Origin of the sequence: Ralstonia sp. NFACC01 (genome assembly GCF_900115545.1) — a bacterium.
GTDB classification, from domain to species: domain Bacteria; phylum Pseudomonadota; class Gammaproteobacteria; order Burkholderiales; family Burkholderiaceae; genus Ralstonia; species Ralstonia mojiangensis.
The window spans coordinates 446,667-459,445 of record NZ_FOWV01000003.1; the positions used below are offsets into that span (position 1 = coordinate 446,667).

Annotated in this window: 10 protein-coding genes; 1 reads left to right on the forward strand and 9 read right to left on the reverse strand. The window is 62.9% G+C overall.

Annotation, left to right across the window (positions count from 1 at the left end; translation table 11 throughout):
* Positions 1 to 136: 136 nt before the first annotated feature.
* The 7 genes from BM136_RS10065 to BM136_RS10095 form a co-directional block, all read right to left on the reverse strand.
* Positions 137 to 2,617: a fimbria/pilus outer membrane usher protein gene (locus tag BM136_RS10065; RefSeq protein WP_254775646.1), complete on the reverse strand. Its 2,481-nt coding sequence runs from the start codon at positions 2,615 to 2,617 to the stop codon at positions 137 to 139.
* 197 nt (positions 2,618 to 2,814) lie between these two features.
* The gene (locus BM136_RS10070; RefSeq protein WP_254775647.1) at positions 2,815 to 3,516 is read right to left on the reverse strand and encodes a fimbrial biogenesis chaperone; all 702 of its coding nucleotides are present in this window, start codon (positions 3,514 to 3,516) and stop codon (positions 2,815 to 2,817) included.
* A gap of 132 nt (positions 3,517 to 3,648) precedes the next feature.
* The gene (locus tag BM136_RS10075) at positions 3,649 to 4,236 is read right to left on the reverse strand and encodes a fimbrial protein (RefSeq protein ID WP_092971697.1); all 588 of its coding nucleotides are present in this window, start codon (positions 4,234 to 4,236) and stop codon (positions 3,649 to 3,651) included.
* 363 nt (positions 4,237 to 4,599) lie between these two features.
* A complete protein-coding gene (locus BM136_RS10080) occupies positions 4,600 to 7,080 on the reverse strand; it encodes an ATP-binding protein (protein WP_217649355.1) in 2,481 nt (826 codons plus the stop codon).
* Between the two features lie 270 nt (positions 7,081 to 7,350).
* Positions 7,351 to 7,857 carry a rhombosortase gene (gene rrtA, locus BM136_RS10085; protein ID WP_092971889.1) on the reverse strand — a complete coding sequence of 169 codons (507 nt, stop codon included), beginning with the start codon at positions 7,855 to 7,857 and terminating at the stop codon, positions 7,351 to 7,353.
* Between the two features lie 77 nt (positions 7,858 to 7,934).
* Complete coding sequence (locus tag BM136_RS10090) at positions 7,935 to 10,391, reverse strand: ExeM/NucH family extracellular endonuclease (protein ID WP_092971698.1); 2,457 nt, start codon at positions 10,389 to 10,391, stop codon at positions 7,935 to 7,937.
* Positions 10,392 to 10,584: 193 nt separating this feature from the next.
* Positions 10,585 to 10,920 (reverse strand): RcnB family protein, encoded by a 336-nt coding sequence (locus BM136_RS10095; RefSeq protein ID WP_092971699.1) that lies wholly within the window; start codon positions 10,918 to 10,920, stop codon positions 10,585 to 10,587.
* A 268-nt stretch (positions 10,921 to 11,188) separates the two neighbouring features.
* On the opposite strand from BM136_RS10095, the gene BM136_RS10100 reads away from it, so the two are divergent.
* The gene (locus BM136_RS10100; protein WP_092971700.1) at positions 11,189 to 11,821 is read left to right on the forward strand and encodes a LysE family translocator; all 633 of its coding nucleotides are present in this window, start codon (positions 11,189 to 11,191) and stop codon (positions 11,819 to 11,821) included.
* Positions 11,822 to 11,915: 94 nt separating this feature from the next.
* On the opposite strand, the gene BM136_RS10105 is transcribed toward BM136_RS10100, so the two are convergent.
* Positions 11,916 to 12,143, reverse strand: coding sequence for a sulfurtransferase TusA family protein (locus BM136_RS10105; protein WP_004629370.1), 228 nt, complete (start codon positions 12,141 to 12,143; stop codon positions 11,916 to 11,918).
* 47 nt (positions 12,144 to 12,190) lie between these two features.
* A complete protein-coding gene (locus tag BM136_RS10110; RefSeq protein WP_092971701.1) occupies positions 12,191 to 12,772 on the reverse strand; it encodes an NUDIX hydrolase in 582 nt (193 codons plus the stop codon).
* Positions 12,773 to 12,779: the final 7 nt, after the last annotated feature.

Consider the following 12,779-nt stretch of genomic DNA (forward strand, 5'->3'; position numbering starts at 1 on the left):
TGCACAGACAACCCGGACAAGCGATTTATGATCACCACGTAGAATCGGCATCGCGCATTTGCTTCCGGGTCGCACGCTATTGCTCTTACAAGGCCCATCGATGGCCGTGCAGTGGAAAGACTGAACTTGCGGAAAGCTATCGGCACCGCAAGGTCTGTCGCTGGTAGTTGAGCGCGCCTTGCGCTTTAGGCAGCGCATAGGGCGCTTGACACTGCCCCTCCTTCCATTTCACCGCCAACGTGCCCTGATCCTGCGGGAGCAGCACAAATGCCTTGCCGCTCGGGTCCGCGATACCCAACTGTTTGCCGGTTTGCGAGTCCTTCACGCTGGCCCCGAAAGGCACCGGCTTGCCGTCAGCCTGTTCAAGCATGAACTGCGCGCGGCGACCGCTGTAGCCCTTGAAGGTCGCCTGCACGATGGCGCCGCGGCGCGGCACCACCTGCTTGACGGTATCTTCGAGTTCTACGTCCGCGCCCAGGTTATGCGTGTCAGGACGCAAAGCGTTCAAGCGGTACGGCTGTGCATAGGTCACCACCGCGTAACCGTTACGCCCAACCGCGGCACCGCGATCGGTACGCACATCTGTGCCCTTGAGGCCGTCCATCTTCATCAGCGCAAAGGTGTCGCCCACCGTGCGGCTCATGTTGACGCCGCCGCCATGCACCACGACCGCGCCCATGGCACTCACGCTGGCGGATTGGTAATCCCGTGCGACATTGACGTTGGCCGAAAGCTGGCCCGCATCGGCGTCGTGCGTGATGCTGGCGCCCCCCGTGGCGCCCCGCCCGCGGCTGGTATAGCCGGCCTGCATCGCATACGACGTCCGCTCGCTGAGGAACCCATTCAGCCCGCTTTGGATGTTGGTGCCGCCGTTGCTGTCTTTGCTTACGTTGGTATAGGCACGCGGCGAATGCAGCTTGCCGCCCAACGGAATCGACATCGTCAACATGACCTGAGTGTTGTTGCCATAGCCGCCAAAGCGCGTATCTTTGGTCTGGCTCAGGCTCAGGTTGTAGCTAAGCTGGCGCCAATTGTTGCCGTAGCCGACGCTGACGCTGCGGCTGGCCCCCTCCTGATTCCAATAGGTCTGCTGGCTGACGTTCAGGTAGACGCTGCCATACCTGCGCTCGGGGCCTCCGAGGTCCTGGCTCGTCGTCAGGTCGATGCGCGAGCGGCTACGGCCAGATGGGATGCCCGTCGCATTGCTCAGATCGTTGACGTGATCGTTGAACGTACGATAGCCCGACGTCGAGTAACGATAAGCCGCCAGGGTGAAGTTGGTGTTGGTCCGCGTAAAGGTCTTGGCGTACAGGATTCGCACGCTCTGACCAATATCGCGCTTGCCCTGTGCGCGGCTGCTCGATTGCGTGATGTCAACTGATAGCGCGCCGATTGGCGTGTTTGTACCGGCGCCCACGTTGACGGCCTGGAAGTCGCGCGAAGCCTGGAAACCTCCTGCCACCGTGCTGTTGTCGGTCAAGCCGTAGACCAGCGACCCACTGACTAGGTTTGGCGATGTGTCTTGGTCACCGTTGTACTTGCCCGCCGCGAAGTTGTACTTCAATCGGCCCTTGCGAAGCATCAGCGGCAAGCTGGAGAACGCTTGATGAGTCACTCGCTTGGTGCCATCGGCCTCGATGATCGTAATTTCGAGGTCACCATTGGAGCCGGAGGGAAAGATATCGGTCAGTTGGAACGGACCGGGCGGCACGTTCGCGCGGTAGAGCACGTAGCCGCTCTGACGGACTTCCACAACCGCATTGGTGGCCGCCTGCCCTCGGATGACGGGCGCATACCCGCGTTCGCTATCGGGCAGCATGGCGTCGTCCGAGCCCACTTGCACGCCGCGAAAACGCACGCTGTCAAACAGTGTTGCGTCGGAATATTGCTCGCCCAGCGTCAGCTGGCCCTTGATCGCATCAAGATCGCGCTGCACTAATGTCCGGTTGCTCTTGAAGCGCGTCTGACCATCGTTGCTACCGCTCAGCGACGACTCGTTACGCAGTCGCCAGCGGCCGATGTTCACGCCGTTCTGCAGGCCAAAGTAATAGCTGCTGCTGTCGGGACCGATACGGCCATGGCCGTAGTTACCACTGAACTGATAATTGACATACCCAGCGGTGACACCTTCATCCCATAAGGCGGGATCCACGTAGCCACGCGCAGCACGCGACAGAAATGCCTGCGGAATGCTCAGGTTGAGCCGGAGCCGGCCAGCGTCGAAGTCGACCGCGGCCTGCTCCATCAACTGCGGCAAGTCCAGGCACGCCGGGCTGTAGCGATCCAGCGGCGGCGTGATGGCACTCAGGTTGACGCCAAAATCCAGCAACAGTTGAGCGGTCAGGCACGGACGCAATTTGCCTTCGGCGCCATTCTGATGGAAGTCAATGTCGCGACGTCCGACCAGATCGCCATTGACTTGCACCTCGACGCGGTATGTGCCGGGCGGCACGCTGCTGCCCGAAGACAGAACGGCACTCAGGTCTGTAGGTCGGCCCTGTCCGTGAAGAAAGTTCGTATTGAACGCGAGCAGTGTTGGGGCAGCCTGCGCAACAAGCACATCACCCTCTGCGGCGCGCGCGCTGTTGAACATCGCCACACACAAAGCCAGATACATTGGGGTCGCGCTCGGACGAGCGGCAAGCGCTTTTCCATCGATCTTTCTGGGAAACCGTTTGGTAGTCGGGCGTTTAGACATCGCAATGCTCGCTTCTGGCTTTGAGAATCGGGGGTGTCACATAGGCAAGCTCCGCTACGGAGGGGTGCGGGCTGCTCCAACCCATGAGGGTGGAGAGATCGAATCCATCAGCTCGATCAGTTGCCGGCGGGAACCGGTGTGCTCAGTTGGTTGCCGCGGAGGACGACGCGATAGCTCTCGCGGCCGCCGTAGTCATTGATGACTTCGTAGCGCACCTCCGGTGCAGCGGCGGAGCCAGTCGGCAGCTTCACGGGCAGTACCAGCGTGGCACCGGGAGCAATCATGTTGGCATCGACAACCGGTTCGTCCGTGCCGCCTGCGTGCAGCTTGGCATCCACCACGGTGACGTGATACAGACTCGGGTTGCTCAGACGCAGCATGGCTTTCCCCGCGTCCTGGTTGAGCTGCCATTGCAGGCCCGCTGTGGCCTTCTGAGGATCGCCACCGAGACCAGCGGGTCGATAGAACACTTTGATGCGCTGGCGCACGGCCAGCTGCAGTACATTTTCGCTGCTGGCTGCCTGAGGAATCTCTTGCACGTTCAGCCAGAACGCTGACTCGCGATCGGCAGGCATGCCCACACCCTCATACAGCACGCGCAGCAGTTGCTGCTGTTTAGAACCCACCTTGGCCAAAGGCGGCGTGATGGCGAACGGAAGCTGTGTATCGGCCGCATCATCGAGTGGATCCAGCCACGACTGGATCAGCACATCAGCGCCCTCATTGCTGACCACCACGGAGCTTTCTTTGTTTTTGCCCTCAAAGATCACCCGCGTGGTACTCAAGGAAATACTGGCGTGACTTGCGGACGCAGCCAACGCGCACGCCAACGCCGCGCCAGCGGCGATTCGTTTTGCTTTCATATCCGGAAGTGCCTGTGAAGAGAAAGAGACGGCAGCAGATGAAGTTCCGCTGCCGATTGAAGCCAGCCGGACTGGCTGGCACTTGGCTTATTGGTAGCTCAGCGTGAACGGCAGGCTTGCGTTGGCAATACCGGGCTTGATCTTGGTCGGATCGGCAGCCACGTAAGCAGCGGCAAAGCGGACGTTGAGCGTACCGCCGCTTGCCGGCACATCGGTTTGTGCCAGGAGGTCACCGCTGCTCAGGTCGAACGCACTTGCGCTCGCGCCAGTACCTTCGTACACGGCAATGCTCACGCCCTGGGCGAAGCCGGCAGCGGTGTTGCCATTGTTGACGCGCAGCGTTTTCTTGTCAGCGCTGAGTTCTGCGGTCTTGCCTGCAAACTTCATGCTGACCTTGGCGCCCGTCTTGCAGACCACGTCAAAGTTGGCCGCGCCAGCGCCGTTCGTCAGGCGCTTCGGTGCGGCAAGCGTGCCTACGTCGTCGGCGGCAATGGTGCCCATGTTGACGTTGATGGTGCCTGCATCACCCGTGGCCGACGAAACCTTGCAGGTGTCATTGACAATCGAGCCTTGGAAGTTGATGACGCCATCCACCGTGGTCGGCGTCGTCTGCGCCATTGCGACGGAAGACAGCACAGACATGGCGGCGCCCGCCACGAACAATTTCGCTTTCATTGACTTACCCTTTTGATTGAGACCGCAGCGTTCAGTGCTGGGACTTGGTCGAGAACAAATGCCTATCGAAGAAGGCAGGCGCAAGTATTCCAACCCAGGGTGCCACGCAATATCAGACTGCTCTGAAAAGCGTGCGAGATTGGTGCATTTCTTGGAATAACGCCTCTGAGTGGGAAGCGTGGGAGGCGCTCGATATCGCCTAGGACGCAGCAACCGGGGCAACGCTCACCACCCGTTACATGAGCGGTTCGGCGGGATTCAAAGGGAGCACGATTGGATTGCCGTGCTGAATACAAGATCTCTGCCCCAACAGAAGCGCTGCCGTGAGCGCCGAACCCGCGACGACGAAACGACGCGCAGGCTTTACCGCTGGGCGTCGCTCACGCTGGCACCGTTTTCACCAGCGGCCGCGTTGGGCGGGTTCAAAGACAGCAACTCTGCAAACAGTTCGTCAGTGCCCGGTTGCGCACCGCCCGCTGTGGACGAAAGCCGGCGCTCGATCTCGGCGGCCACGTCGCGCGTGCGAGAATGTCCGACCACCGCTGCGGCACCCCTGATCCGGTGTGCGGCGTGGCGTGCCAATCCGACGTCATGATCACGCAGTGCAAGCCGGAGCGTCTCCATATCTGCCTGCAGGGTGTCGCGGTAGATGGCCTCCAACCCCGCCGAGGGTGGGTCGTGCTCCGCAGGCATGGCACCCGACGCATCGTCGCCGTGCGCGCACCATAGCTCGATCATCTCGCGCAAGGCGGCAAGGCGCAGCGGCTTTGACAGAACGCCGTCCATGCCGCTGTCAAAGCACTGGGCGCGGTGCGCGTCGTCTGTCGCAGCGGAAATGGCGATGATCGGCGTGCGTGTCGCCGCGCGCTGCTGCTCGATCTCGCGCATGCGCCGGGCGACGGCGTATCCGTCGATGCCCGGCAGGTTGCAGTCGAGCAGCACCATGTCGAACGCCGTCGCCCCGAACATATCGAGCGCCACCTCCCCTGTTCCGGCGACGGTCGACCTGCACGCCAGTGCGTCCAACTGATGCTGGATCGCGTGCTGCACCGCCTCGTGATCATCGACGACGAGCACGAGCGGTCCTTCCTGTGCCTGCGGCAACGGCATATCGGCTCTCGGCTTGTGGCCGCGCCTTGGCGCCGCAGCGCTCTCCAGCGGCGTCTGCTGCGAGGCCGCACGTGTCTGCGGCGCTCCAGTGGGCAGCATGACGGTGAACACGGTGCCGACCTCCGGGCTGCTGCTGACTGTGATCGCGCCCTTCATCAGGTCGACCAGTTCGCGGCAAATGGCCAGGCCGAGTCCGCTGCCGCTCGCCCCGCGATTGCCCGGGCTTTCCACACGCGCGTACGGGTCAAAGATGTTGCGTTGGCGCTCGGGAGGAATGCCCATGCCCGTGTCCCGGACTTCGAGCACCAGCGTACCGGCACCAGGATGCTTTCCTCCCAGGTAGTCGATGCGCAAGACCACCTTGCCGACGTCCGTAAACTTGATCGCATTCACCAACAGATTCAGAACGATCTGCCGCACGCGCGTGGCGTCGATGTCCGCGCTGAAGCCCGGCGGGCATGCCACGTCAAGGGACAAGGCCAGATGCTTTTCGTCCGCACGCCAACGGACCATGTCGAGCGTCTGTTGGGCCCATGATCCGATCACGGTTGGCCTGGGCGCAAGTTGGACACTGCGGGATTCGAGGCGCGAGTATTCAAGAACATCATCGAGCAGCGCCAACAGGGTCTCGGACGCTGAGATCGCTGCATCGGCGCGACTGGCCTGTTGCCCCGTCAACTGCGAGCGCTGCAGCAGTTCCAGCGACGAGAGGATCGTGTGCATGGGCGTGCGGATCTCGTGGCTGATGAATGCCAAGAACATCGCCTTGTCGCGCTCGCTGCGGACGGCGGCTATGCGCGCGCGCCAAAGCACGTACGCCAGCATCGCGAAGGCCAGCATCACACCTGCGACCAAAGCGACCTGTCGCCACCGGTAATGCAGGATCGAGGCGAGTGAAGGCGCACCATAGTCGGTCGTTTCCTGCCACCGATGGCGGATGGCATCAGCGTCCGACGCCGAAATGGAAGTCAGCGATTTGCCCAGAATCGAGGCGAGCACGGCGTTGTCCTCGCGCGTCACCATGGCAAGGGCATAAGGCCGGTCCCAGATGCTGCCAGAGAGAAAGAGCCGGCCCTTGAATCGGCGCTGCAGTTGCGGGAGGATCGACGCATCCGTGCCGAGCGCTGCATCGGCTTGCCCGTCGGCGACAGCCTCCAGCGCGTCGGACTCCTCCTGGAACGTCAGCACGGTCAACGGCACGCCGCCGTGGCGGATGGCCAGTTCAAGACCGCCGCCGCCTTTGACTGCCACGCGCTTGCCACCCAACTGTGCGAAACCGGCAAAGAGGTTTTCACGCTCGGCCGTGATGATTACGATGGTCCCGACGTAGTACGGCGGCGTCGCAAGAAAGCCTTCGCGGCCCGGTGCCGCTTCTTCGTCCTTGCTCCAATCGGGCAACATGTCGACCGTGCCGGACTTCAATGCCGCGACCGACCCTTTCCAGCATGCGCCGTCGACGTATTCGAAGCGCAGGCCGCTGAGTTCGGAAACTGCGTCGAGAAACGACGGGACAATCCCGACCACCTTGCCTGCATCGACAAACTCGAACGGACGCCAGTGCTCGTCGACGCAGGTGCGAACAACCGGATGCGCGGCGATCCACGCGTGCTCCTCGGGCGTGAACAGCGAGGTCGCGGCCGCGTGGCTGCCGGCGGACATCAAGCCCAGCCATACGCCCAGGATCAGCGCGCGTACCGCCGCCGCTACATTGTTCACATCATCCCCAGTCGCCATATCGGAATCGATTGCATCGGCGCGTCGCACTCGCGATGTTACCGATCTTGCCAATTCAGAAGCTTAATTCAGTCCAAAGCCTGGAGCACTGGAAAGTTCAACTGCCGGGCGCGTGGACGGGCGAGTGAAAGCCTGACACGACCGTCTTCTGATGGGTGAGCGTACCGTCTTCAGGCACCCGATTTGGCGATGGGCGCGTTGCTCGTTAGGCCGGTTTGCGGATCGGCTTCTCGCTACTCGCATCCCCGGGAACGTCGACGGTCGGGGTGCTCAAACGGATGTCTGGCGCTCGATGCAAAGCAGTAGCGCGCCCGCCGCCAACCCGGCCAGATGCGCAGCCGCAAGCGGCGGCGCGCCCAACCATGCCATCACATCGGCGTTGCCCGTGTCCAGCCACTGCCAGAGCGCCCGTGCCACGAACGCAAGCAGTACGAGGGCTGCAATCGGCTCGCCACGCGCACGTGGCAGCAAGGCGACCACGGCCAGACCGCATGCGATGCCCGAGAACCCGGCATAGTGCTGCAGCCCGGGCAACGCGAAAAAAAGCACGAAACCGATCGACGCCGCAAGCCACAGGCAGCAGCGCCACACGCATAGCGACGCGGGAAGAATGACCGCCAGCACGACGAGACCACCGACATTGAGCAGGCAATGCGCCCAGGTGAAATGGACGAAGTGCCCGGAGACCAGCCGCCAGACTTCACCAGACGCGATGGAGGCGCGTTCGTAGCGCAGCGCATCCGCGACGGTGGCGCCGCCGGCCTGCAAGGCGAGCATCAGCAGCGCGACCGCAAGAAACCCAGGATGCACTCGGCCGCGCGACCACCACGCTGGATGGCGAAGAGCCGGGATGCTCAGGCGTGCCACGCGCGACGCCGCACCAGGGCCACCACACCGACCCCTAGCACAAGCCCCACAAGGGGATCCACCGCACCCGCACCCGATGCCCCGGCACTGCCAGCGCCGCTCCCCGTAGCAACATCGCTTTCAGGAGCCGTGCCCCCACCGGCCGCCTGCGTGTTGAGTGCGAGGTCGACGAGCACCGGATCGTGATCCGAGGAGCGATATGCATCCGGAGCGTAGAACGTCTGTTGCTGCTCGGCGCTCTTGTAGGCGAACGAGTATTCCAGCGCAATCGGTTCGTCGGCATTGATATGCCACTCGTGCACGGCGCGTACACGCTCAGCCAAGCCGGAGGTGGCAAGCGCATGGTCGATGTAGCCGGATTCGCCGCCGTAGACGTAGCTGTAGGCATCCTTGCCGACGAACTTCTCCACCATGTCGGCATATCCCTTGTCGGCAAGCAGCAAGACGGGGTCTTCCTTGGCATAGCTGTTGAGGTCACCGATGAGCAGCTTGCCTACGTCGGACACGCCGGTCGGAGCGGTTGCCAGCCAATCGGCGATCAGCGCGGCAGCGCGCACGCGCGTTGGGTTCCAGCAGCTCTGGCCGTCGCCCTGGTCGGCATCCTTGCCGGTGGCACCTGTGCAGCCCTTGGACTTGAGGTGATTCACCACCACGGTGAAGTTCTGCGCGCCACCCACGCGGCGGAAGCTGCGCGCCAGCGGCTGGCGGTTCTTGTCGTCGATAGCCAGCGTCGCCGGCACGCCGACGGGCTGCACGGTGCGGCTGTTGTAGACCATCGCCACCGTGATCGCATCGCTGCCCAGCTTCGGTACACCGGGATCCACAAAACGCCAGTCCGGACCCAGTTGGCTTGTCAGGCGGCGGACGGCACTGAGGTCTCCGTAACCGTCGTTCTCGATTTCCATCAGGCCAACCACATCGGCATCGAGCGCGCGGATCGCCGCAACAATCTTGGCTTCCTGCCGCTCGAACTCGGCCTGCGTCTTTGCCCCTCGGTTGTTCGGATCGTCGAAGCCGGCGCCCTTTCCGTCGCCGTTGAAGTAATTCAGCACGTTGAAGGAAGCTACCCGCACGTCCGCCTGAGCGTGGCGTGCGGGCGCCCCTGCGCGTGAATTGGCGGCGGCATTGAATGCCGGCGCGGCGGCCCCCGGCACCGGCTGCAGACGCCACGCGTTGTAGCGCTTTTCCAGCACGCCCCGCACACCGCTGACCGTATAGCCGGCGCGCAGGGGGTTGGTCGCCGACAAGCCCGGCGTCGGGTACCGCACGCTGCCGGGATTCTGCTGGTTGGAACCATCGTCGAGCACGAGGCGGTTCAGCGCATTGGCCGCCGCCTGCGCCGCTGCGCCATTGGACGGCGCGACGACATTGGTCGGCAACGGCAGGCGCCCGTTGCTCAGCAGGATGCTGCCGTAGCGCCCCAACTCGTACGTTTCGCTCACCGTCAGCGTCTGCGGCAGGCGCACGAGCATCCCCTCGTACGCCGACAGCGTGCGGGCTTCGGCCACGGGAAGCGTCACGTCGACCGGTGTCACGTTGTAGCCGCTGCCGCAACTGGCCATGCCGTTGGTAGCGAGCGTCAGTTGGGTCTGGCCGTACTTTTCCTCAACCTTGCCGACCAGGTGAACCAAGTCGCCCGCGCGTGCCATCACCCCGGGGGCGTAGATGAAGAGTCCTTCGGACACGCCGGGCAGCTTGCGGCGCTGGGTGTCCGGCTGCTGCACGAAGAAGCCGCTGAAGCCGTTGGCACCGCTGTAGTCGGCGGTCACGACCGCTTCGATCTCGACGTTCTGCCCAGCCAGCGGCGACGTCGTCGCCCCGCCCTGAACATCTGCCAGATGCGTGGCAGGCGCGCCGCACGTCGCCATGGCAGGCGGTGATGTGACCGTGCCCTGCCCGTTGTAGAGGCCCAGGTCGGAAAAGTCGTCGACGTTGAATGCATCCCACTGCACGGACGGATCAAACGCAGCGGAGATGTCCGCGTCGCCCTGCTTTACCGTGCCCTTGCGGCGCAGGGTGTGGTCCTTGGTGCCGGCGCTGGCGGTACCCCAGAAGCCGGACGGGGGTTGATAGCCGACCTGGCCGATGCGATCCACAACGACGCCGGAACGCGTCAGCGCCAGCGCGTCGTCGCCGTTGAAGGAGAACGCCGCAGTCTGGTTGACGCGGGTGCCGAGCACGCTGGCCAGCGTGCTGTGAGCCATCACATGCACGGAACCCGGCGCCAACCTGCCTGAGAGTGAGAACGAGGCGGTAGGCGTACTGCCGCCGTTGTTGTACTGCTCGATCTTGTAGACCGACAGATCGGCCTCTGCGGCGTCCGGGTTGTAGATTTCAATGGCCTTGTTGTTCGAGCTGCCTTCTACGTATTCGCTGATGAGGAGCTCGGCATGAGCAGGCAGCGCCATGAACAGCACGGCGGGAAGGAGGAAATGCAGGTGCATGGGGGATCAGGGGGTGGGGGATGGAATGGTTTAGGCATACCTTTAACAATGCCGATGACGTATGCATGGCGCGCGGCCGCCGATCGTTCAGCATTCTGTAAGGCACCCTCTCCCAGAAGCCCGCTCTCACCAAAAAATGAAAAACCCGCGACGCTTTCGCAGTCGCGGGTTTTTCACGCAGCGGAGGGATGTCCTAACCGCCGATCGTCACATTGAAGACGAGACCATCCGGCCTCACCAGGTAGTAGCCGCCGTCCACGCCGACCCAGTGATAGCCACGCGGGGGTGGCGAAAGACGATGCTCGCGCCAGTCGTCGATGATGTATTGGCGATCGCGGTATTCAGGCGGAATGCGCTCACCCCGATTCCACCGGTGGGCCATTTCGCGATCGGCGCGGCGATCCATGTCGACACGTTCGTCGTGGCGGTCGCGGTCCCAGCGGTGATCGCGGTCTTGCGCATGGCCGGCCAGCGGAGCGAGTGCCGATACAGCCAGCATCAATGACATCAGGAACTTAGTTTTTTGCATGGAGTGCTCCCTTAAAGCGTCCGGACATGCCGAACCTTGTTTCCACTCTATGCCTCACTTGGCTGCAGGCTGTGACAATCCGCGTTAAGGATGTAACAGACAATTTTTCTGTGCGCTGTACGCCGCGTACGTCATCCAGTCGTCGCGCAGTCCGTATGAGGACCAATACAGAATCGCTGAAATTTGTGATTTTCTGTACCTGTTGGGCGATTGGCGACGGGTGCTAGCCTGCAAGCTCTTCGTCCTTGCCGCTGACATCGAGCCCGCTATGCCTACCCTCATCAACCTGCTCACCTTTGCCCTGGTTGCTCTCGGCATGGTGCTGACGCCCGGCCCGAACATGATCTACCTGATCTCGCGTTCGATCTGTCAGGGGCGTAACGCCGGGTTGGTGTCGCTGGCGGGCATCGCCACGGGCTTTGTCTTCTACATGCTGTGCGCGGCATTCGGCATCACAGCCTTGCTGATGGCCGTGCCGTTTGCCTACGATGCGCTGCGCTTTGGCGGCGCGATCTACCTGCTGTATCTGGCCTGGCAAGCCGTGCGCCCGGGTGGCCGCGCGCCATTCCAGGTGCGGGAGCTGCCTGTGGACAGCCCGCGCAAGCTGTACACGATGGGCTTGCTGACCAGCATGCTCAACCCCAAGGTGGCAGTGCTCTATCTGTCGCTGCTGCCGCAGTTCATCGAGCCGGCGCATGGCAGCGTGCTGGTGCAGTCGGTCTGCCTGGGCGTCACGCAGATCTGCGTGAGCGTGACCGTCAATTCGATGATCGCCGCGACGGCGGGCAGCATCGCCGCGTTCCTCTCGCGCAAGCCGAGCTGGCTGTCGGTTCAGCGCTACCTGATGGGCACCGTGCTGACCAGTCTGGCGCTGCGCATGGCGATGGAAGCCCGCAAGTAAGGCACAGGCATTCGCGAAACGATCCGCCGCCAAAAGATAACGGGGCGATCCGGCCAAACCGGATCGCCCCGTTTTCATTGAAAACGCTGCCGGATCAGCGGCGACGCATGTAGAACGTGAACACCTTGTCGTGCTCGCTATGCTCCAGCAGCTCGTTGCCCGTTTGCTTGGCGAATGCCTGGAAGTCCCGCGTGGCGCCGGGGTCAGTGGCAAGAATCTTGAGCACGTCGCCGCTTTGCATGTCGGCAAGCGCCTTCTTCGTGCGCAGGATGGGCAGCGGGCAATTCAGGCCGCGCGCGTCGATTTCCTTTTGAAACTCCATGTCTTCCTCAGTGGTACGGGCAAGCGGCGCAGTGCCGCTCGCATCAGTCATTCCGGGATTGTAACGAGCCGCATGGGCTGCCACTGGCGCGGCGGCGGCTCGGCCGGTTCGCCGGTCCGGATGTCGATGTAGCTGACAGGCAGGCCGCGCGCGGTCAGGAAATCGGCCACGGCATAGCCAGTGCCGGCCGTCCAAGGGCGGACTTTCTCAAACGGCTTCAGACGGTACTCGACGAGTTCTTCCGACAGCGCGATTTCGCCGTCGGCCACCACGTGGTACGCAATGATCAGCTCATTCTTGCGGATGAACTCATACACACCGATCAGCGAGATCGATTGTGCGTCCAAGTTCGTCTCTTCCTTCAGTTCGCGGGCAATGCCTTCTTCAGGCGTTTCATCGCGCTCCAGAAAGCCGGTGACAAGGGCAAACATGCCTTCAGGCCATAGCGCGTTGCGCGCAAGGAACATCTGCCCGCGATACTCGACCACCGCCGCCAGGACCGGCAGCGGATTGTTCCAGTGGACAAAACCGCAGTCCGGCATCGGACATGCGATGCGCAAGCGGCCGGCGTTGTGCTGCTCGACGAGCGGCGTGGCGCATTGAGGGCAGAAGCGGTAGTCGGAGCTCATGGCAGAG

What these genes read in the sequence shown, in the direction of transcription:
- BM136_RS10100 (WP_092971700.1), top strand. Translation starts at nt 11,189, where the DNA reads ATGCCTACCCTCATCAACCTGCTCACCTTTGCCCTGGTTGCTCTCGGC.
- BM136_RS10095 (WP_092971699.1), bottom strand. Translation starts at nt 10,920, where the DNA reads ATGCAAAAAACTAAGTTCCTGATGTCATTGATGCTGGCTGTATCGGCA.
- BM136_RS10110 (WP_092971701.1), bottom strand. Translation starts at nt 12,772, where the DNA reads ATGAGCTCCGACTACCGCTTCTGCCCTCAATGCGCCACGCCGCTCGTC.
- BM136_RS10105 (WP_004629370.1), bottom strand. Translation starts at nt 12,143, where the DNA reads ATGGAGTTTCAAAAGGAAATCGACGCGCGCGGCCTGAATTGCCCGCTG.
- BM136_RS10080 (WP_217649355.1), bottom strand. Translation starts at nt 7,080, where the DNA reads ATGGCGACTGGGGATGATGTGAACAATGTAGCGGCGGCGGTACGCGCG.
- BM136_RS10065 (WP_254775646.1), bottom strand. Translation starts at nt 2,617, where the DNA reads ATGTATCTGGCTTTGTGTGTGGCGATGTTCAACAGCGCGCGCGCCGCA.
- BM136_RS10090 (WP_092971698.1), bottom strand. Translation starts at nt 10,391, where the DNA reads ATGCACCTGCATTTCCTCCTTCCCGCCGTGCTGTTCATGGCGCTGCCT.
- BM136_RS10075 (WP_092971697.1), bottom strand. Translation starts at nt 4,236, where the DNA reads ATGAAAGCGAAATTGTTCGTGGCGGGCGCCGCCATGTCTGTGCTGTCT.
- rrtA (WP_092971889.1), bottom strand. Translation starts at nt 7,857, where the DNA reads ATGCTCGCCTTGCAGGCCGGCGGCGCCACCGTCGCGGATGCGCTGCGC.